This is a genomic window from Methylobacterium aquaticum, from assembly GCF_001043915.1.
GTDB lineage: Bacteria > Pseudomonadota > Alphaproteobacteria > Rhizobiales > Beijerinckiaceae > Methylobacterium > Methylobacterium aquaticum.
Genome location: NZ_LABX01000219.1, coordinates 1 through 19597, shown reverse-complemented (window position 1 = coordinate 19597; position 19597 = coordinate 1). Strand labels below are relative to the sequence as shown.

General features: G+C 65.4%; 17 protein-coding genes and 4 pseudogenes. 2 read left to right on the top strand and 19 right to left on the bottom strand.

The window, feature by feature from the left end; genetic code table 11:
* Nucleotides 1–196 precede the first annotated feature (196 nt).
* A pseudogene (locus tag VP06_RS35310) lies at nucleotides 197–424 on the top strand (integrase core domain-containing protein); the annotation flags it as partial.
* Nucleotides 425–717: 293 nt separating this feature from the next.
* Here VP06_RS35310 and VP06_RS35305 read toward each other — a convergent pair.
* A pseudogene (locus tag VP06_RS35305) lies at nucleotides 718–1062 on the bottom strand (Y-family DNA polymerase); the annotation flags it as partial.
* Nucleotides 1063–1733: 671 nt separating this feature from the next.
* Here VP06_RS35305 and VP06_RS25835 point away from each other — a divergent pair.
* Nucleotides 1734–2856 (top strand): annotated as a pseudogene (locus tag VP06_RS25835) (IS630 family transposase).
* Here VP06_RS25835 and repB read toward each other — a convergent pair.
* From repB to VP06_RS25755, 18 genes and pseudogenes are all read right to left on the bottom strand, one after another.
* Nucleotides 2853–3887, bottom strand: coding sequence for a plasmid partitioning protein RepB (gene repB / locus VP06_RS25830; RefSeq protein WP_048466675.1), 1035 nt, complete (start codon nucleotides 3885–3887; stop codon nucleotides 2853–2855). The pseudogene VP06_RS25835 and the gene repB sit on opposite strands and share 4 nt — an antisense overlap.
* Nucleotides 3884–5086 carry a plasmid partitioning protein RepA gene (gene repA, locus VP06_RS25825; RefSeq protein ID WP_048466674.1) on the bottom strand — a complete coding sequence of 401 codons (1203 nt, stop codon included), beginning with the start codon at nucleotides 5084–5086 and terminating at the stop codon, nucleotides 3884–3886. The genes repB and repA overlap by 4 nt, the downstream gene beginning before the upstream one ends.
* A 482-nt stretch (nucleotides 5087–5568) precedes the next feature.
* Nucleotides 5569–5931, bottom strand: a complete 363-nt coding sequence (locus VP06_RS39070) for a transposase (protein WP_082167623.1) — start codon at nucleotides 5929–5931, stop codon at nucleotides 5569–5571.
* Between the two features lie 497 nt (nucleotides 5932–6428).
* Nucleotides 6429–7562, bottom strand: a complete 1134-nt coding sequence (gene repC, locus VP06_RS25815) for a plasmid replication protein RepC (protein ID WP_048466672.1) — start codon at nucleotides 7560–7562, stop codon at nucleotides 6429–6431.
* A 176-nt stretch (nucleotides 7563–7738) separates the two neighbouring features.
* The gene (locus VP06_RS25810; RefSeq protein WP_048432303.1) at nucleotides 7739–7975 is read right to left on the bottom strand and encodes a ribbon-helix-helix domain-containing protein; all 237 of its coding nucleotides are present in this window, start codon (nucleotides 7973–7975) and stop codon (nucleotides 7739–7741) included.
* A gap of 359 nt (nucleotides 7976–8334) precedes the next feature.
* Nucleotides 8335–9579: a hypothetical protein gene (locus tag VP06_RS25805; RefSeq protein WP_245291315.1), complete on the bottom strand. Its 1245-nt coding sequence runs from the start codon at nucleotides 9577–9579 to the stop codon at nucleotides 8335–8337.
* Between the two features lie 98 nt (nucleotides 9580–9677).
* Nucleotides 9678–11951 carry a DotA/TraY family protein gene (locus VP06_RS25800; protein ID WP_048466670.1) on the bottom strand — a complete coding sequence of 758 codons (2274 nt, stop codon included), beginning with the start codon at nucleotides 11949–11951 and terminating at the stop codon, nucleotides 9678–9680.
* Nucleotides 11952–11961: 10 nt separating this feature from the next.
* Nucleotides 11962–12960 carry a hypothetical protein gene (locus tag VP06_RS25795; protein WP_048466669.1) on the bottom strand — a complete coding sequence of 333 codons (999 nt, stop codon included), beginning with the start codon at nucleotides 12958–12960 and terminating at the stop codon, nucleotides 11962–11964.
* On the bottom strand, nucleotides 12957–13967 hold the full coding sequence (locus VP06_RS25790) for a hypothetical protein (protein ID WP_048466668.1): 1011 nt from the start codon (nucleotides 13965–13967) through the stop codon (nucleotides 12957–12959). Before VP06_RS25790 ends, VP06_RS25795 begins: the two co-directional genes overlap by 4 nt.
* Complete coding sequence (locus VP06_RS25785; RefSeq protein WP_048466667.1) at nucleotides 13964–14731, bottom strand: hypothetical protein; 768 nt, start codon at nucleotides 14729–14731, stop codon at nucleotides 13964–13966. The genes VP06_RS25790 and VP06_RS25785 overlap by 4 nt, the downstream gene beginning before the upstream one ends.
* On the bottom strand, nucleotides 14728–15096 hold the full coding sequence (locus tag VP06_RS38285; RefSeq protein ID WP_245291317.1) for a hypothetical protein: 369 nt from the start codon (nucleotides 15094–15096) through the stop codon (nucleotides 14728–14730). The genes VP06_RS25785 and VP06_RS38285 overlap by 4 nt, the downstream gene beginning before the upstream one ends.
* 141 nt (nucleotides 15097–15237) lie before the next feature.
* Nucleotides 15238–15498, bottom strand: a pseudogene (locus VP06_RS38280) (peptidoglycan DD-metalloendopeptidase family protein); the annotation flags it as partial.
* A gap of 176 nt (nucleotides 15499–15674) precedes the next feature.
* Nucleotides 15675–16073, bottom strand: coding sequence for a hypothetical protein (locus VP06_RS35290; RefSeq protein ID WP_082167621.1), 399 nt, complete (start codon nucleotides 16071–16073; stop codon nucleotides 15675–15677).
* Nucleotides 16070–16714 carry a hypothetical protein gene (locus VP06_RS25775; RefSeq protein ID WP_245291314.1) on the bottom strand — a complete coding sequence of 215 codons (645 nt, stop codon included), beginning with the start codon at nucleotides 16712–16714 and terminating at the stop codon, nucleotides 16070–16072. Before VP06_RS25775 ends, VP06_RS35290 begins: the two co-directional genes overlap by 4 nt.
* Before the next feature lie 14 nt (nucleotides 16715–16728).
* Nucleotides 16729–16974 (bottom strand): hypothetical protein, encoded by a 246-nt coding sequence (locus VP06_RS25770; RefSeq protein ID WP_048446453.1) that lies wholly within the window; start codon nucleotides 16972–16974, stop codon nucleotides 16729–16731.
* A complete protein-coding gene (locus tag VP06_RS25765; protein ID WP_048466664.1) occupies nucleotides 16971–17591 on the bottom strand; it encodes a YcbK family protein in 621 nt (206 codons plus the stop codon). The genes VP06_RS25770 and VP06_RS25765 overlap by 4 nt, the downstream gene beginning before the upstream one ends.
* Nucleotides 17572–18753 (bottom strand): type IV pilus twitching motility protein PilT, encoded by a 1182-nt coding sequence (locus VP06_RS25760; protein WP_048466663.1) that lies wholly within the window; start codon nucleotides 18751–18753, stop codon nucleotides 17572–17574. The genes VP06_RS25765 and VP06_RS25760 overlap by 20 nt, the downstream gene beginning before the upstream one ends.
* Before the next feature lie 4 nt (nucleotides 18754–18757).
* Nucleotides 18758–19597: type IV secretory system conjugative DNA transfer family protein (locus tag VP06_RS25755; protein ID WP_245291313.1), on the bottom strand; the 840-nt coding region annotated here is incomplete at its 5' end.

The following is a 19597-nucleotide window of genomic DNA, read 5'->3' as shown; positions in this document are numbered from 1 at the left end:
TTGCGGACACAGCGTACCAGAGGTGGTCCCCTGAGCATAAGCAGGAACTCCTATGTAGAGATATCTTGGACCTGTGCCTCCGGGCGGTGCCCCGGTGCTGCTCAGCTGCGCACCCCGCCTGGAGCCAATTTTTTAATTTGCAGTCAATGGTTTAGGCAGGTTTCTTGGTGGTGGCCCGCTTCGGTGCCGATACACAGGCCAGAGAAAGCCGCGGGACGTGATCCACCACTCGGATCAGGGCTCGCAATATACATCGCTAGCCTTCTGCAGCCGCTGCCGCGAGGCGGGTGTGCGGCCCTCGATGGGCTCGGTCGGAGATGCTTACGACAACGCCATGGCCGAGAGCTTCTTCTCGACCCTGGAATGCGAACTTCTCGCTCGCCGGCGCTTCGAGTCCCGGCCTGAGGCCCGCATGGCCCTCTTCAGCGTAAGCTCTCGGTGACGGAGCCACTGGTCAGGCGGCCTGCTGGGCCCCGCCTGTCGGCATCCAGTTCCAGGGCAGCAGATCGGCCAGGCGCTTGGCAGGGTGATTGTGGATCGACACAGAAGTGGGACCCCGGGCTGGAACAGGAGCAAGCCGTTAAAGCTAAATTGGAAATGCCTCTCCAGGCGGGGTCCCGATCGGCGCCGGTCGGGACCCCGCCTGGAGCCAATTATTTGATTTACAATCAGTGGTTTAGGTAGGTTTCTTGGCAGGGGTCCGCTTCGGTGCTGATACACACCCTCCAGGTTTTCAGTGACGTCGAGGTACGCCTCGTCGAGCGCCACCGGTTCGATAAGAGGCGTGTGCTCCTCGAACACGGCACGGATCTCGGACGAGACGGCCTTGTAGGCATCGAAGCGGGGCCGCACGAACACGAGGTCGGGACAGAGCCGGCGCGCGGTGGCCGACGGCATGGCCGAGCGGACACCGAAGCGCCGTGCCTCGTAACTCGCCGCCATCACGACGCCGCGCTCGCGCGAGCCGCCTACCGCCAGCGGCCGATCCCGCAAGCTTGGGTCGTCGCGCTGCTCGACGGAGGCATAGAACGCGTCCATGTCGATGTGGATGATTTTGCGCATGGGCGTGGAGCTGAAACCGCATCCCCCGTTGGCGACACGCGCGCGGTGCCACCTGCCTCGAAGTTCAGTGTTTGTTCCTGCTCAAGCATGTGCGGTCAAGGGGCCGTAGGCCGATACCAACCCGGATCGGCGCTTCAGCCCTCAACAACCAGTGTCCAAAAACCCTGTCAGGCAATCTAATGTTTGAAAACGCTCGGAAACGAGCTTTCGCCTCGCGCGCCGCGAGGGACAGCTTAGGATCATTGTCTGCCGGACCCTCTCGTCGTTATCAGTCCCCTCCCCTGCCCCAGCAGGTATCTTGCCGTCGCACGCAGGGCCGTGACGATGTCACGGTAAAGCAGGAGCATGCATCCCACGCAGTCCATCGGAGGCGTCAACCGAACCGCCCGCATAGTGTCGAAGTCACACCTCGGCTCGTTCGGCTTCGCGCCATTGCAGGACACCCTTGTAGTCTTCGGCCCCCTCCCCTGCCCCCGCAAGAAACCTGCTGTCGCACGCAGAGCCGAGCCAGAGCAGCGGAAGCCGGAAAGAGTAACGCTTTAGAGACGCAAGGGATAAGCTTTCGATGGCGTTGATTAGGCGGTGGGGAGCGGATCGGTGCCTTCGCTCAGGATGGCTAGTGTCCCGCGTCTGAAGTTCGTGGCAAAGTGTAGGTCTGTTGGGAGGCGCCGATGGCCTACCGTGTACCCACATCTCTTGACCTGAGCGCCGAGGAACGAGCTGAGCTTGAGAGCTGGGCCCGCCGCCGCAAGACAGCCCAGGGGCTCGCCCTGCGTGCCCGCATCGTGCTTCTGGCCTCCGATGGACGGAGCAATACGGCCATCGCAGCGGAACTGAGCACCGGCAAGCACACGGTCGGCAAGTGGCGCGAACGGTTTGCCCGCGACCGCACGGATGGCCTGCTGGATGAACCTCGCTCGGGAGCCCCGCGCCGAATCGGCGACGAGCAAGTCGCCGAGTTGATCGACCGCACGCTCTGCGAGCGGCCCCAGGGTGCCACTCACTGGAGCCAGCGCAGCATGGCCAAGGCCAGTGGGGTGTCGGACGCAGCGGTCGTGCGAGTATGGTGAGCGTTCGGCCTGCAGCCGCACCGGTCCGAGACCTTCAAGCTCTCGACCGATCCGCTGTTTGCCGAGAAGATGCCCAATGTCGTTGGGCCCTACCTGGCGCTGCTCACCCGCGCCCTGGTTCGCTGCGTGGACGAGAAATCCTAGTCCAGACGCTTGAGCGCACGCAGCCACTGCTACCGCTCCGGCCCGGTGAGGCAAGGCGGCGCACCCAGGCCTATGCTTGGCATGGTACCACCAGCTTATGTGCCTCTCCCAACGTGAAAGTCGGGACCGCCAACGGGCAGTGCTACCTCCGTCACCGATCCAGCCAACTCCGCTGCTTGCTGGAAGAGACCGAGGCGGCGGTGCCGGCCTATCCCAACGTGCATCTTGTGCTCGACAACTTGGCGACGCACAAGACCAAACTGATGCGCGTTTGGCTGCCACGCACTCGCACTATCACGTGCATTTCAAGCCAACTTCCACCTCTTGGATCAATCAGGTCGATCGATGGTTCGGCTTTATGACCTTACGGGCGATCCGGCGCGGTGTTCAGTGCTCAGTCGAAGAGCTCAAACGCGACATTCAGGCTTCCAACGAAACCACGAATGCTGATCCGAAATCGTTCCGGTGGGTGATGTCAGCTGACGCCACCCTGGCCAGCGTCAAACGCTTCTACTTGCGGGCACTCGACACTGAGCCAGGAGCATCCTGTTTGCCACTAACTTCACGTGCAGAACACTAATCCTTGCCGGCCTTGAAGTCGGCGAGGAGTTCAGGAAGCCGGCCGAGCAGATAATTGCCGAAAGTCGGCTCCAGCTTCTCATCCAGCGAAAGGATGAAGCGCTGATCTCCCCGCTCGACGCGAGCGAGTTTGCGTCCCGTCTCGTCCTTCCAGACCTCAACCTTTTTCACATCTGCTTTTGGGGCTAATGCCTCGAGCAGTTGAGCAAATCGCTCATCGGTCGGCCGTCCCTGAAAACTCGGGTCGGCGAGGATGTGGTCCACCTTGTTCGGCGGCGCTGTCCTGATTAGCTCGGCGAGTGTACGCCAGCGCGGACCGCCAGCTTTTGGTGCCGGCCCAATGGCGGCGACTACGTGTTCTGGGACCGTACGTGCAACAGTGATGTAGTTGGATACGTCCGGCTTATGGACTCCCATCGCCGCGCAGATCACGTCCCGCGTGAAAGTTAGATCCTCAAGCCGAAAGGCGAAGAAGGCTCGCTCAATGTAGCTGAGATTTCGGCGATCGAGGTTCTCCTTGCCCTGCGCGACAACTAGCTCCGCGTCGGTGAGCGGTCGAACGACTGCGCGGACAGGCCTTCTGAGAGCACGGCAGGCTCTGGCGCGGCGGTGTCCGAAGGCGATCTGGTATCGCCCAGGCTTGGACGGGTGCGGACGGACAAGGATCGGTACCTGCTGACCACTTTCGCGAATGCTCTCGACCAGAGTATCGAGTGTCGGATCGGTCGCATCTGACACTCGGTCGGCGACGAAAGATCCATCAAGCAGTTCGGCATCGAGCTCAACGATTGCGGAACCGGTCTCGATCTGCTCGGCGACTTCCGCGCGAGACGCAAGGTGCTCAAGAGCCGATCCCATGGCCGCCACGGCTCCGCTTCGGATGCGCGGAACAGGTGGGGGGTTAGAAGCTTCTAACGGTGAAATCGAACCGTCGCTCGGCCCGTTAGAAGCTTCTAACGGCTCAGCCGGGGAGGGGACCACTGGCAGCGGTCCCGTCTGGAAGATTGCGTCGAGGCTTGATTTCCGGCTCATGCACGCCCCCACGCGCGACGGATGGTGGCTTCGATCTCCGCATTCACGGCTTCGAGAGCTTCGATGGCTCGATCGTAGGTCGAACGTGTCATGGTCTCCCGCCCGATTTCATAGAGAGTCTGCTTGGATAGACCGGCATCCGATACCGCTGAGGACTTCAGCATCGGTGCGTTCAGTACGGCCTCTCCGAACAAGTTGCGCAGCAATGCAACAATGCGGTTCTGCGGCCCATCCTGTGGTTCGTATCGCGTGATGAGATAGCGCAACGCATCATACTCGATCTTCCCGCCAGCATCTCGCACGACGGAGAGAAGGTCGTTCGCCATCGCGAGGAACTGCGACATCGACGAGACATCGAGCATTTGCGGGTGGATCGTGATGAGGAGCGACGTTGCCGCGCACAGGGCTGAGAGCGTCAGGAACCCGAGTTGCGGCGGACAATCGATCACAACGATGTCGTAGCGGTCATCGACTGTGCTGAGGGCCTGAGCGACGCGGGTAAAGAAAAGCTGGTCGGTGCTCCTACGCTTGGCCAGCGCCTTCGGCGTTTCGTGCTCAAACTCCATCAGCTCGAGATTGGCCGGCACAACGTCGAGGCCAGTAAAGTAGCTTGGACGGATGATCTCGGAGAGTAGGCGAGCTCCCTCGTACCGGATTGCGCCGTAGAGCGTATCGTTCGGTCGTACGTCGAGTTCAGGTTGAACACCGAGGAGGGCAGACAAACTGGCCTGGGGATCTAGGTCGATGGCGAGGACGCGATAACCGCGAAGCACGAGGGACTGTGCAAGGTGCGCCGCCGTTGTGGTCTTGCCCGAGCCACCTTTGAAGTTCACCACAGAAATGATTTGAAGGTGCTCGCCCGGTCCCCGCCAAGGCTGATACTTACGACCCGAACGATTAATCTCGTCCAGATGCGTGCGAACGCCATGGATATCGGCGAGCGAATATGATCGGCGCCCGGTCGCGGAAACCTCGGGCTGGGGTCCTGCTCGATCGATCGAGAGTTGCCGCAACCGACTGTCCGAAACGCCAATAATTTTGGCTGCCTCGCCGGAGGAGAACCGACGGAGGGTCTTGGCAGCACTCGGTGGATAGAGCGCAGCTGACATCCTTTGTAACTGGGTACGCAGGATTTCGGCGTGGTCGCCGATCATCTCGCTTTGGGTGACCACTGACGGTCTCAACGTCTGGTGCGGCATGACATGCTGGTTCACAGCCTCGGCTCTCGCTCACGGTAAATCGGCCGAATGGACGTTAAAACCGTGAAGGTTACCGATTTGCTACGATTCGCAGGTGGTGTCGAGTCCGGGATCAGGGCTACGCAAGCGCTGCAGGAGGATCGATCTGGGTTGCCACCCAAGTTTACCCAAAGACGGCTCGATCGCGCTGGAACGAATGTGGTTCCGCCAGAAGCGCTATCCGTATCGCTGCTAATAGCCGTCCGCGCTCGCGCTCGGCCCGCCGTCTATCAATCCAAACAATGAGTGGCAGATCGCGCTGACGCTCGATCAACGCCCCAGCCACCGGGCAAGTGGGTCGGGGTCCCAGTCGTTGGCATGAACGTCGATCGAAGCTGCAGGCAGCGGTCGATTAGGGCTCCACAGACCGCGATAGGGGGAGACGCACCACGTTGGATATGTCGTCATAAGAGGGGAGGGGGGATGGAGGCCGCCAGTTTCGCCTATCCGGCGACGAGCTTGAGGGTGATGCTAGCGCGGCGTCTCGTGCTCGCAGACCTGGAGGCCAGCGCAAAGGGGCGAGGAGCGGTCGTAGATGCGCTTGGGGGGATCGTACCCGCGCACGCCCTCGAACCAGACACCGCCCGAGCGCACCGCCTGCGCATCAAGGATAGCCCCCGCCGGATTGGCCTAGCGCCGACCCGCTCGCGATCCGCCAGGGTCAGGGCGTGCGGCATCCGCTCCAACACGCCGGCCTCGCCCCAGCGCTGGAACCAGCGGTACAGCGTGCCCCAGGGCGGGAAGTAGAGCGACAGCTGGCGCAAGGCGCAGCTGGTACGCGGGTCACAGAGGATGCCATCGAGCACGGCGCCCGGCGACTACAGCTCCGGGCGGTCTGTTCGGGCTGGGGCGGGCAGCAGTCGCGCGAGCAAGACCCAATCGACGTCGCTTAGGCAGGTCACATGTAGCAGAATTTCGCGCACAAGCTCCGCGAGCGGCGGGCGTCCACACCCAGTCTCTCGAGTGGAGCGTCAGACACTCACTCAATACCCGCAACGCATGCCGCTCATTCAACCCTCAAGCTTGCCAGCCAGTTCTGAAACTGGCTCTCACAGCTTCCTCCTATGATCGAGCCAATCAGGCCAGGTTGCCCTGTTCGGGTCACCGTAGCCGCACGACCTCGCTTTGAAGCTGTCGGCTCGCAGCCTTCTCAGCATCCGAATTTGCCTACTTCAGGTCGGCGCTGTCACCCAAGCGCTTGATATGCTCCGACACATGAACTTCGAGTCAATATCGGCATTATCGACGTAGGTAGCGATCGGCATGATAGAGCGTTCCTGGGCATTCATATGTTCTTTATCGGTCACGTCATCCGCCTTCGGCGCATTGTCATTAGTTCAGCGGCCACGCTGTAGCGGCCATCGAGGCACAACCGCACGAGATGCCTGAAGTAGCCGCCGGGGTTCCGGATTTCGGACTTGCGCCTGCCCGTCGTCTCGTCGTCGTGCAGCTGGGCGACCATCACTACGAGCGCTGCAGCCTGAACCAGCCCCAAGCTTTCGCAGGCCTCAGACCAGGCACTCGGGTGGGCACCGATTGAACCGCGAAGCGAGCGCCCAGCGTCGATGAGCTCCGGCTCGGTCAGAATCTCGAACCCGAGTTCAGCCGCGACGGGGCAGGCGGCCGCCACCAGAGCAGGGTGAAGCACTGCCCTGGCCCCATCACTTCTCGAAGAGACCTTGTTACAAGACTCACTAAGGGATTCGTTGTTTGTTTCTATGTGGCCGCACGATTTGCCGGCACAGGCGGCTTGGTAGAAGCGATCCTCAGCCAACTCTCGCAGCTCACTCCACGCCTCTACGACCAGGCTCGGGTCTTTCGAGGATCGCGACCGCGTGGGAGAGGACTCTTCCAGGGCGTCACGCGCCGCGGCGAGATCGGAAATCGAAACTCCAGGATGTTGCGTCGCAAGCCCGTGCAGCGCTTCCGAAACGGCACGGCGACAGACGGTTAAAAGGTCAAAAGAACGCCGTCTGCGCTCAACCTCGGCGGTCAACGCGCGTAGCCTCTCGGCCCATTCGCCAGCCCGTGCGACGACAGGCAGGAGATCGAACCCGAAAGCGTCTACGATCGAGCCGTCGGGCGCCCGGATGGCGTAGCGCTTGCCGTTGGCCGAGTCCTTCGGGGCGATCAATTCCAGGGCCACGAGATCGCGCAGGGCGTAACGGACGGCGCGCTCGGAGAGCCCCGTCTTTTCGCACAGGCGCTCGTTCGAGGGCCAGACCAAAAGCCGGGCCCAAGGCTGTTCGCCCCAGGCCGCGACCAACGCTTCAAGCACTTGGCGCAGCGAAGGGCGCAAGGCAAGTGACTTGGCGGCGTCACGAGCGTGACCCGCGAGTTCGCGCCTGGAGACCGCGCGGCCTTCGTCGAGCGCACGTCTCCGGCCGGCGAGAGCGGCGCGCGTCAGCGGCCGTCCACCGGTATTAACCCTCTCCACTCGAACCCTCCATGGCGGAAGGCAAAGCGGGATCGTTCACCCGTTAGGGTGTCATTGACCGCTGATGGGAGGGAAGCTACAACAGGAGTGCGAATCGGGTCGCAGTCCCTTCCCCAAGCGGATATGTGATCCAAAGGCTCTGGTGCTCCCCAGCACCGGGGCCTTTTGCTTTGCCGCTACGACATTGCTCTCTCCTTGCCACCGTAGACCGTGGACAGGGCGTGATTGATCGCCTCGGACCGGTTCTTGAACCGTCCAGCCTCTATCTCCTGATCGAGCAGGGCGCGGATCTCAGGCATGAGCCAGACGCTCTGCGTGGTCATGCCTTTTTCTCGCAGCGCTTCGCGGCGACGCGCCTGCCGGCGACGATCGCCGGCCGTGAGTTCCGCGAGACGTTCCTCTGCCGATTTCATCGGACCCCATCCGATTCAGCCAACGTGACAGCCCATGTGGGACGATTCGGATGATCGGAGCAATAGGAGTCATTAAGCCGGGCCGCCTACAGTGGGCATTGGACCGCAGTTCCGTGTGGATGGAGCTGATTCACAGGGTTAGATTCTGGCTCGAGTGCCTAGGTTATGCACGGTCACTGCAGCTGCCACGAAGGCCGCTCCGGAGAGATCCAAGGCGGCCTTCGGCCCATATGTCGCTGAAATGGCATCTCCGGCCCCACGGCGAGGGTTGTCAACCCGAATCACGTCCTGGATGTGATTCGGGCGTATTTTCAACGTAGATATGCCGTTGTTAGGGCTTTTGCGGTAAAGACTCTCGATCATGCGGGCATCTCAATGTCGAGTGTGAACGAGCAGTCCTTGATCGTGGAGATGACCTTTGCGTCTTCGCTAGCTCCGCTGCGAGAGCCGGTCCTGGCCTGGATGCGAACGGCAGTGATTTTCCGGACGGCCTTGTAGATGTGGCTAGGCGGTCTCGCCGGGAGGGAGAGGGTGCCGATCGACCCCGCCTGCACGGCGGCCGCTCGAAAGCGCCGCGCCGACTTGCCCGACAGCTCTGCGGGGTAGACGACGTGGATGAGGGTGTTGGCGGCATGGCCAGGCTTGCCTTCGACCAGGGCCTCGACGCAGCGCGCGACCACGAGCGTGGTGGTGAGCGGCGAGGAGGGGCGGATGCAGACGATCCCTCGAGCCGAGATGGCGGAGCGCAGCTCGAACCCCTCGGTCATCGAGACGCTCTTGAGGCCGGCGATCTCGGCCGCGTGAGCGGCGAGGGCCTTGCGCCCGACCTCGCGCTTGTCGTCCGGGAGGTTTTGAATCGGCTTGATCGCCTTTCGAAGTGCCGCTCCTTCGGCCGATGCGTCCTCGTCGGCGGCGACCCCGTGCCCCTCGATCTCGTAATTGCCTTTGATCAGTCGGTCGAGCGCGACCTCGTCGAGGAAGGCGGCGTAGATCTCGAGCGGGTTCTTCTTGCGGTGTATAGCGATCGCCATGGCGAGCGGCAGCAGTTCCGCGTGCAGCGCTTCGGCCTCGGGTCCAAGGCGCATGTCCGCGATCGCAGTGGTCAGGGTCGAGGCCGCGACCCGCAGGGGCGGCTGCGGCACGGCGTCGAGATCGATGGAATAGACCTCGGTGTCCCGGCCGAAGGGCCGCGCGATCTGGGAGATTTGCCGGGAGAGCATCGCCGGCTTCCTGGGGACCTTGTCGTCGGAGAGTTCGGACTTTTTCCGGGCGACGGGCTTGGGGATGCCCTCGACGACGATGGCGCCCATGCCGTTCATGCAGGCCCCGAACACGAGGTTGCCAATCGCCAGGGCCTGCCATTCCAGGTCGTCGCCTTCGATCGCCACGCCCTGAACCAGATCCTCGCGCCGCAGCCAGACCTGGCCGGTCTTCGCCAGGCCGATCGGCCAGGTGGCGTCGCCGCGCCGGCGGGTGGTCGCGTCGCGGTAGCCGCGGCGTCCGAGATGGTGCGGCACGCGCCCGGGCGCGCGCCAGCTGCGCCAGCCGTAGGTGAAGTGGCGCAGGAAGCGGTATCCGGCATAGGCCAGGATCGCCTCGGGCACGAACGGCGCGGCGCACAGCGACACGGACAGGACGGTCGCGATCCCGAAATGCCACGCGACCTCTTTAGGGGTGTCATCGTTCATCGATCACGCTCCCTTCAGCCTTGTTGCTCGCCGCGGATCTTCGACAGCATGGTCCGGCCGGCTTTTCTCGAGAGAGCCCGCGTGCCGGCGGGGAGGGCGCCGGCGGCCCTGTTCGCGTTGCTGCCCGGGATCCGGTTGGGTGAGTTCGGCATGACGATGCCGGCCGCGGCGACTGCCGCGGTGCTGCCGGCACGCCGCTCGATCTGCGCCCCGATCCAGGACAGCACGGTCTCCGGCAGGGCACTGATCTGCCCGGCCGACAGCATGACGATCGAGAACAGGACGACGGCGTAGACGAACAGCCCGGCGGTCCCAACCATCGCGTAGGCGATGGTTCCGTCGGGCGAGAGCATCGCCAGCGCGCCGCGGAAGAACACGTTGGTGATGTCGATGCCCACCCGCATCAGTAGGAGCGAAGCGAGGAGTCCGACGACGATCAGGGGAGGGCGCAGCAGGATGCCGAGGAAGAACATGTAGCCTTGGCCGCTGTTGCCGACGAAGCTGTCGGAGCGGGCCGGCATGAACTTGGTCAAAAGCCAGATTGGCACCGCGATCATCGCCTCGGCGACGACGAGGAACCAGTTGAAGGTGCCCATCAGGAAGTGAACGATGACGACGAACGGCACCAGACCGACCAGCATGAAGGCGGCAGCAAACAGGATCGTCGCCAGGAAGTAGAGGAAGCCGGAGGCTTTTTCTGCGAGCTGTTGCCCAACCTGCGCGGCCGGGTTTTTGACGAAGCCTAAGCCCCAGCCAATAAAATCAGAACCGACGGCGGATCCGGTCGCGAGGAGACCGAAGTTGGCGATGCTCTGGCCGATCTCCTGCACCTCGAGGATCGGGTCCCTCCAGGTCGTGCTCTCCGGCCGGCTGATGACCCCGAGCACGCCCGAGTAGATCGCGGACAGCGCCCTGGCGAACATGCGCGGCGGGTCGGACTGCGCCGCCGGGTCGTCGCTGGTGATGCGCGCGACGCTGCCAGTGCCTTGGGCGGCGATGAAGCCGGAGAACGTCCCGACATAGGTAACGTTGCGCTGCGCCTCCTGGGCGAGCGGCCAGTAGGCGCTGTGGCCGAGCGAGGGCATGTAGGTGTGGATCGCGGCCGGGGGCACCGCCGTCACCGAGGCGCTCGGGCCGGCCGAAGAGGCGAGGAGCTTTGCCTGGACGAGGCTCATCGAGCGCTGCCACATCGCGGCGGACAGCCACCCGTTCTCGGTCGAGTTGTCCAGGTAAGTGCGCAGGGCCTGGTTGAGCTGAGCGTTGTCGCCCTGGGACAGGCTCTGGCTGACGCTGGTATAGGCTGCGTCGATCGCGTCCTTGATACGACCCTGGATCGCCTCCTCGTCGCGGACCCCCGACATGATGGTGGTGGCAATCCCGCTCGCGGCGGCGTCGAGCCTGCCGATCGCCGCCTGGAACGCGCGCTGGCTCTGCTGCTCGGCCAGCGCGATCAGCAGCGACGTCGTCGTGGCGTCCTTCGTGTCGGCGAGGTTCACGTTGATCTTCTGGTGCTCGTAGACGACCGAGCCACACAGGTTGTTCGATTTGCGAAAATACCCTTTCTCGTCAACGAAGAAGTAGGTCGTCGTCTGCGTGCTCCACGATCCGAACAAACCCTTGTCTATGGCGGTATCCTCTTTGATTACGGCCGCGTTTTTTCGGCCCGCCACGTTCGCGGCATAGAGCATCAGCGATTGGGCACAGACGTGACCGTAGAGGCGGGCTTCGAGCACCTTGGCGAGCTTGCCGCGCAGGGCGAAGTCGCCGAGCGCCTGGGTCGGCTGGGCGAGCGTCCCGTACATGCCGGTGAGCTGGGTGCCGGCGACCCGGGTCCAGAGGGTGTCGCCGAAGCCCGAGCCCCAGACGGCGATCTGCACCACCAGGATCTGCACCAGCGACAGGCCGGATTTGATCGGCAGGCTGAGGATCGCGCCGGTCATCACCCGCAGGATGGTGTACTTGGCCGAGGACCCCCGCCCGAAGGCCTGGCCGTCGTTGGCGGTGTCGGCGACGAGCGAGTAGAGCAGGTAGCAGGCGAGGATCGTCGAGACGATCAGGCAGCCGACGTTGAAATATCCCAAGGCGACCGTGAGCGGGCGATCGTCCGAGCAGGTCGCGGCGGTCCACACCCCGTCGACCACGCAGCCGAGCAGCTTGCGCAAGTTGATGAGCGCCAGGTCGTTCTGGACCGGGGTGAAGATCTCCTTGCCGGTGGTCTGGGCCTGGGCGGCGCCGGTCGCGGCGAGGGTGCCGAGGCTGCCGCCGGCGGCGATGATCCTGCGGAGCATCGGAGATCCCTTAGAGGTTGCCGCCGGCCTGGGTGGCCAGGATGGTGCCGAACACCGCCGAGGTGCGGGCCTGCTGCTCGATGAGCTGCTGGCGCAGGGACAGCGACATCGAGCGCATGCGGGCGAGCTCGATCAGGAGCCCGTGCTCGGATTGGCCGGCAAGGCCGGCCGACCACGCCTCGTGTTGCGGCCCGCCGCCGTACTGGCTGATGAGCGCGTCGAGCTGGGCGAGCGGCGAACCGGCGGAGGTGCCGGTCTGGTGGTCGTCGGTGGACGACATCGCCCTGACGGCGCTGAGGGAGACGAGTGCGGGCGAGCGCAGGGCCTCGACCTTGCGGGCGCGCAGCATCATCACGTCGGCCTCCGCGCCGGTCATGTTCTCCGTCGGCTTGGGCATCGGCATGCCGGCCATGGCCTCGATCACCTTCTTGCGGTCGTCGTCGCTGGCGGCGGGATCGAACAGGACCGCGCTGTCGGTCTTGGTCGGGTCCGCGAGCCGATCGCGAGCCGCTTCCTGGATCGGGGTGTTCTTGCCAGGCGCCACGTCGAGGCTGCGGTAGGTCTCCCGGCCGCTCTTCGGGACGTTGCCCATCGAGCGGCTGGTCGCGTTCATCAGGTCGATCGAGCCGCAGGCGTTCACGCCCTGACCGGTGTCGATCCCGTACTGCTCGCGCGCGTCGACGAGGGCGCGGCGCTGGGCGACCTGGGACAGGGTCGAGGCGACGGCCTGCTGGGTGTTGCTGACGAGGTTGACCTCGCGCTCGCCGTTGGTCGAGGTCTGGGCGGTCTGCACCTTCATGGCGGACAGCAGCAGCTCGAGGGTGATGCTGCGCTGCGCCGCGACGGCGGTGCCCATGGCGGTCACACCCGTGGTGAGGGTGGTGGTCGCGCTGTTGTGGCCGGCAATCCAGATCGGATCGGCGACAAAGCAGGTCTGCGCCAGAGCCGGCGAGGCGAGGCCGGCCGCGAGGGCGGCGGCGGAGACGGCGAGGAGGACGGGCTTCATCATGGCGCCTGGAAGCTCGCGGGGGTGAGGGGACCGCGCTCGAGCGCAGGCACGCTGTTCGTCATCCGGGCGTTGACCATGGCGAGCAGCAGCGCGGCGGCGGTGGCCTCGGTGCGCATGCCGCGCTTGATCTGGTGGGCGAGCAGCGCGAGGTTGGCCGCCTCCATCCGGACCGCGTCCTGGATGATGCCGCGATCGTGCTGGCCGGCGACACCGGCGGCCCACGCGGCTCCGCCGTCGTTGCCCTGCCAGTGGGTCGAGAGGTTCCGGGCCTGCGCGATCGGGCCGTTGGGCCGGTAATCGGCGGCGATGTCGGCGAGCACGACCGCGGTCATCGAGCGGTAGGTGTCCTTGCCCGTCTTCTCCAGCCGGTCGCGGTCGCTGGTGGCGGTGGCGGCCGTGCTGCGCGGCTGCGCGTCGGGCGAACCGACGACGGTGTTGATGAACTTGCCGGCCGCCTGCGCGTCGCCGCTGTAGAGGGCGGCGCCGTCCGGGGCGTCACCGGAGCGGACGTCGTTCACCCAGTCCTTCGGGTCGGCGTAGCGGCCGGGCTGGGCGCGCACGGGCGTGACGATCTGCTGGCGGGCGGCGGCGGAGCCGGTCATCGCCGTGTAGAGGGCCTGCGACTTGGTGTTCGATCCGCACGGGTCGTAGCCGACCGAGCCGTAGCGGTGGGTGGCGAGCGCCACGGCCTGGCGCTGCTCCTGGGTGACGACGGTGGTGGCCAGCGCCTCGCTCGAGGCGCGAAAGCCGTTCGAGACCTGATCCGAGCCGGCCGCGGACTGCGCGGTGAGCACCTTCACGGCCGACAGGAGGCGAGCGCGCTCGGCGATCTCCTGGGCGATCAGGCCGGCTTGGGTGGTGGTGATGGCGCCGGTGATCGCCGTGGTGAGAGCGGAGGTGGCGATGTTCACGCGCGCCTCGACGCCAAAGCAGGTCTGGGCCTGCGCCGGGGTGACGGCGCCGATCGCCGCGGCGGCGAGACCTGAGAGGAGGATGCGACGGGTCACGGGCTGCCTCCCTGGCGGCTGTCGCCGCCCATGCCGCCGACGATGACGCCGACGAGGCCGGCCCGAGCCCCGCTCATGATCGCGCCCTGGCGGCGGGCCATGACGAAGGCGGCATCCTGCTCGGCCGTGGCCGGATTGGGCTTCACAGTGGGCAGGGGAGCGACGACGTCGAGGTAGTCGGCGGCGGTCATCACCTCCTCGGCGCCGTAGTCGCGGTTGAGCAGCCAGGGCGCGGCGTCGGAGTCGCCGGCGCCGAAGCCGCCGGGCTTGGCGCCGCGGCACCAGCCCGTCTCCTGCTCGGAGGGCGAGCAGTAGAAGGTGCGGCGTTGATCGAGGCTGTCGCCCATGCGCTCGGCCGCATCACCGCCATTGGTCAACCAGCGCTGGTCGGCCGCACGGAAACTCTGCCGAACCTTGTCGGCCGAGGCGTAGCTGTCGCGCTCCTCTGAAGTCACAAGAGAGACGTTGCAGGCGGCGTAGCCCGTACCGGTGTCGTAGCCGTACTGGTGCTGGATGCGGGCAAGCCGCAGGGCATTGTCCTGGCTCACCAGGGTCGATGCGGCGGCCTCGGCCGCGGCCTTGTGCCCGTTGGTGGTCTGGAGGGCCGTGGCGCTCGACTGCGCGCCGGAGACCTTCATGCCGGACAACAGCCGCTGCAGGGAGATCTCCCACTGCGGGTAGAGCCCTTGCGCCTGGACGGGGGACGCGAGGGCCACGGCCAGGACGGCGCCGGCCGGAAGGAGGAGGGAGAGCTGGCGCGTCACGGCCGGACCTCCACGGGACGGGCATCGAGGGCGTAGAGGGCGACGAGCTGAGCCAGCGCGGCATCCATCTGCGCGTCGTAGTCGAAGGTGTTGGCGGTCAGCTCGGTGGCGTTGATGCGCGCCAGCTCGATGTAGAGGCTGCGGTTGGGTTGGTTGGCGACCTTGACCGCGTGGTCCTCCGACCCGACGGCTTTCCCGGCCGCGCTGGTGATCGCGGCCTGACGCGACTGCGAGTCGGAGCGGGACACGGTCTCGCTGGCGGCCCCCTCATTGGGGCCGGGCGAGCAGGTCTTCGGCAGTGTGGTGTCGCGCGGGCCCCCGGCCATGTCGGGGTACTTGTTCGAGATCGGGATTTGGCGAGGCAAGAACGGCTCGGGATTGACGTAGTACCACGCACTCGGCAGTGCCGACTTGATCGCGTCTGCGGTCAGAGGACTGCTGCTCTTGCGAGAAACCTCATTCCAGACGCGTCCGTTTGTACCCGTTGCCGACAGAGCACTTCCCTTGAGAAGCGTACCCAGATGGAGGTGCGGGGCGCAGTGATCCATACCCTTGCAGCCCATCGTGCCGACCTGTTCACCAGCGGCAACTGTAGGCTTTTCTCGACTTTGAAGACTCAGCAAGTTCATGTGCAGGTAGAAAAATCTCGTATCCCCCGAAACAACGTCAGCGATAGTTCCGCCCGAACCAAAACCTCTGAATTTGATAGAACCAGACGATCCAGAATAAATAGGCGTCCCAGCCCCCTGACTATTTACTATATCCATTCCTTGGTGATAGCCCGCTGAAGCTCCCGGCCGCCCAGTCCGATCCACGCCATAGGGGGATGAGACCCGCTGGCCGGCAGGGCTCATGATGTCGACGGTGAGGCACGTCCCCGCGAAGGCCGCATTCCCAGAAAGCATCAGGGTGATGCAGGTTAGAACCTGCGCGCGCGCGCGGATCATCGAGCGGCCCCCGAAACCGAAGGGCAAAGCTCATGGGGGGTGTTATTAAACAAAATTTTCGTCGGAGTTTGCACGATAAGCGAGAACCTGTCGCTATCACCATCACCTTCTATTAGATATTCCCAAGGGATAGACTTGTCATATTTGCATTTTGCATTGACCATAAGGTACTTGCCCTCTTTTTTTATTTTGGTGATAGGGCAACGTCCTTCGCCACCGCCAAGCCTTTTGACGATGCGGTTTTGTTCGATCCTGAGGAAGGGCGGATTACAATTCGGCCCATTTCCCTCTTGAAGTCCCCATTCCCCGACAGGCAAAGTCAGCTTCTGGGCTTGCACTGAGCCGACGGCACCGAGAAACAAGGCAGAGGACAGCAGAGCGACACGAGCGATCATCGCATAATTCCCTCAAATCCGGTGCCAGTCGTGGTGCCCGACGATGGTGGGATGACGATCGTCGAGGACGATTGTGATGTGTCCGGTTGCACCACCGAGGTCGAGGTTTGCGCCGGGGTCAGGCTGAGCGCCGAGCCGAACGCCGAGTTCTGAACGTGGTTGTACGTCCCGAGATTGGTGATGCTCGGCAGGGAGATCGGCGAGATCGAGCCGTTGAGCTGCCGGAACAGGTCGCCGGTGATCGAACTCTGAAAACTGTTCATCTGCTGATTGATGCTCCGGATCGTGTCCTGGAGCTGATTGTCGAGGATCTGGCAGACCTGGCGTTTGGCCTGGTCGATCACCGACTGGACGAGGTTCGTCACCCCGCTCGTGAGGAAGCCCGACAGGTCAGGGATCAGGTTCGAGAGGTCGAACCGCTTGAGGAGGTCCCCGGCGATGCAGGAGTTCGGACCGTTGAAGAAGCTCGACGGGTTGACCTTGGCGGCGTCGATCAGCGCGATCTGGCGCTGCACGGCGGCGTCGGCCGCCTGCCGCACTAGGCAATTATTGCCGGTCGACTGCGCCAGGGCCGGCGCAGGTGCTGCCAGCCCGAGCCCGAGCCCGCCGATGACGGCGGCGAGGATGAGGGAGGACCGCATCCGCGGGGTCCGAGCTAGAACGCAGGCCATTTGCCACCTTCGATGAATTTCGCCCAGACGTACTTGAGATACCGCATCGGGGTCATCTTGCGATGATTGCAGTAGGCGAGGAACGCCGCGTACATCCCCATCGCGATGAACGTGTAGCGGCTCAGACCCGTGATGATGAGCAACGGGAAGAATATCGCAATGCTGCCGTGGATACCGAAGAACCGCAGCGGCACGGCGGACCAGCGCCAGGGGAGGTGACCGTCGCTCATGCGGACTCCTTCGGTTGCGTGATCGGGGTGCCGGGCGCCGGCTGGCCGGGCGAGGTCTTGCGTCCCCGGCCCCAGACCCGGGCCGCGCCGAGGTCGAGATGGCAGAAGTTCGGGTAGATCCCGACGCCGCCGCGCCCGCAGAGCGCGCCGGCCACCGCGACCGCGTCCGGGGCGTAGCCGGCGGCCTTGAGGTCGACGGCGCGGCCGGCCAGATGCAGGGACGCGCGTGCCGCTCCCTCCAGCCCGGCATTGTGCTTGGGCGTCCGGTAGCCCGAGGTGACGATCAGCGGCACGGCCGAGCCGTGGACGGCGCTCATCGCGCCCTGGACCGCCGCCAGGAGGTCGAACAGGCGCGGGTCGATCCAGACCGCCGCGCTGGCGTCGCCGACGTCGCGCAGGAGCCAGGACAGCAGCAGGAGGTCGTGCGCGTTGTAGCCGTCCGGAGTCCGGACGATCGCGCTCACCTCCTCCTTCGTGCCCTCGCGACGCAGCCAGAGGCGCACGGGCACTGGGCCGGCGGCGCCCGCGAGCGCCCGGGCGTAGGCCGGATCGTAGCCGGCGAGGCCCGCGAAGGCGCCGGCACAGCCGGCCAGGAGCTTACGCCGCGAGACGGGCATCGCGGTATCCGTAGCGGTCGAGGACGCGGCGGGCGGTGGCGACGTCGATCACGCCCCGCTCGAGGGCGGACATGACGGTGACGCGCATGGAGCGGCCGTCCTCGCCGCGCGCGATGATGGCGCGCAGCGTCTCGACGGCCTCGGCCATGCCGGCGCGCGCCACCTCGCGCCGGACCGGGTCGGTGAGGACCTGCCACTCGCGAAGGCAAACCCGCCCGCCGCCGACCTTCGGCACGAGGAGCTGCGACACCAGGAGGTGGGTGCTCGACAGGACGTCGTGGAAGGCCTGGACCTGGAGGTCGGCCGGGAACTTCAGGGTGAGCCGCCGCAGGATGTGCGCCACGTCGTTGGCGTGGGTCGTGGTGTAGATCGGGTGACCGGTCTGGGCCGCCTCGACGCTGGCCAGCACCGTGTCCATGTCGCGCAGCTCGCCCACCATGATGAGGGCGGGCTTGCGCCGCAGGGAGTTACGCACGCCGGCGGCGAACGACGGCAGGTGCAGGCCGATCTCGTGCTGCATGACGGTGCAGCTCGCCGAGGGCACCCCTTCGAACACGAACTCGATCGGGGCCTCGTAGGACAGCACGTTGCCGTGGATCGGCGTCGGCTCCTCGAGCACGCGGCGCATCAGGGCGGCGATCGTCGTGGTCTTGCCCGAGCCGGTCTCGCCCGCGATGATGACGGCGCCTTGCGCCGGGGTCGACTCGGCGACGATCTCCGGCTCGGTGCCGTTCTGCTCGACGGTCGGGGGCTCGGCCGGGATGTGGCGGCAGACGATCTGCACGCCGACGTCGCCCTCGTAGTAGCCGGCGGTCACGTTGATGCGGAAGCGGTGCCCGATCGGCTCGGCATGGCGGTCGCTCGCGTCCTGCTCCAGCACCGTGATCGCGCGATCGAAGTCCTGGCCCGAGTAGAGCTTCGACATGATCGAGTCGGTGGTGGTCAGCTCGGTGGCGATGCGTGCGAGCGTGGTCGGCTGGAGCCAGACCTGGGTCAGGGCGCAGAGGTGGCCGTGGACGGAGGCGAGCACCGGCCGGCCACTTTGAAAGATGACGTCACTCGCGCCGATCGCGACGGCGTGGACGAGGAGGCTCGTGACCTCGTCGCGGCCATGCACGGTGATCGGCTCGTCGGGGTAGCGGGTGGCTCCGGTCCAGCGCATGGGCCTACTCCGCCGCGGCCGTGCGCAGGAATTTCGGGGCGACGACGATCTTGAGCAGGCGCTGGTCGACCGCGGCCGAGCGGCCGTCCTTGCCGATCTTGAGGGCGGTGGCGCGCACCTTCACGAGCGGCAGGCTGACCGCGCCGGCCGCGGCGAGCTCGCCGTAGCGGCGCATGCCGAGGAAATCCCGGTCGAGGCGGGCGAGGCCGTCATCGAAGGCGGCGCGCGCTTGGGCGATCCCGACCTCGAGGCCGCCCTTGTAGCCGATCTCCCAGTTCGCCTTCTCGGCGTCGCCCTTAGGCAGGGTCCAGGTGGTGCGACCCTCGGGGGGCGGGGTGACGGTCAGGTAATCGCGCCAGTTCGGCGGGATCACGGTCACGCGGGCGTCGCGCACGATCTCGAAGGATCCAAGCGTGGTGACCAGGAGCGTGCGGGTCGGGGTCTGGCGCACGTCGCGCAGCTCGGACACCACCGGGGGCACGATGTCGGGCCCGATCATCACGGTGGGGAAGGGGTACTTGGCCTCGAGGCGGGCGGCGATTGCCGGCGTGTCGAGGTAGGCGGCGATCCGCTGCGACTCCTGGAGGTAGCCGTCCTGGATGCCGGCCGAGCGGCCGGTGCGCTGGACCACCTTGGTCGGGCGGTTGGCGTCGCCGAAGACCCCGGCCGAGTAGCGCTGGAAATCGGGGTTCGACGGGTGGGGCGGGGCGGGGGCAGGCGAGTTGTTGCGGGCGTTCGGGGGGGAGGGCTGGCTGTTCCCCCCCGGGGGGGTAGCGCGGGCCGTTGGCGGTGGCGTTGGGGGGGGGGGCGTGGGGCCCGTCCCCGCGGGCGTGATAGTCGCGTG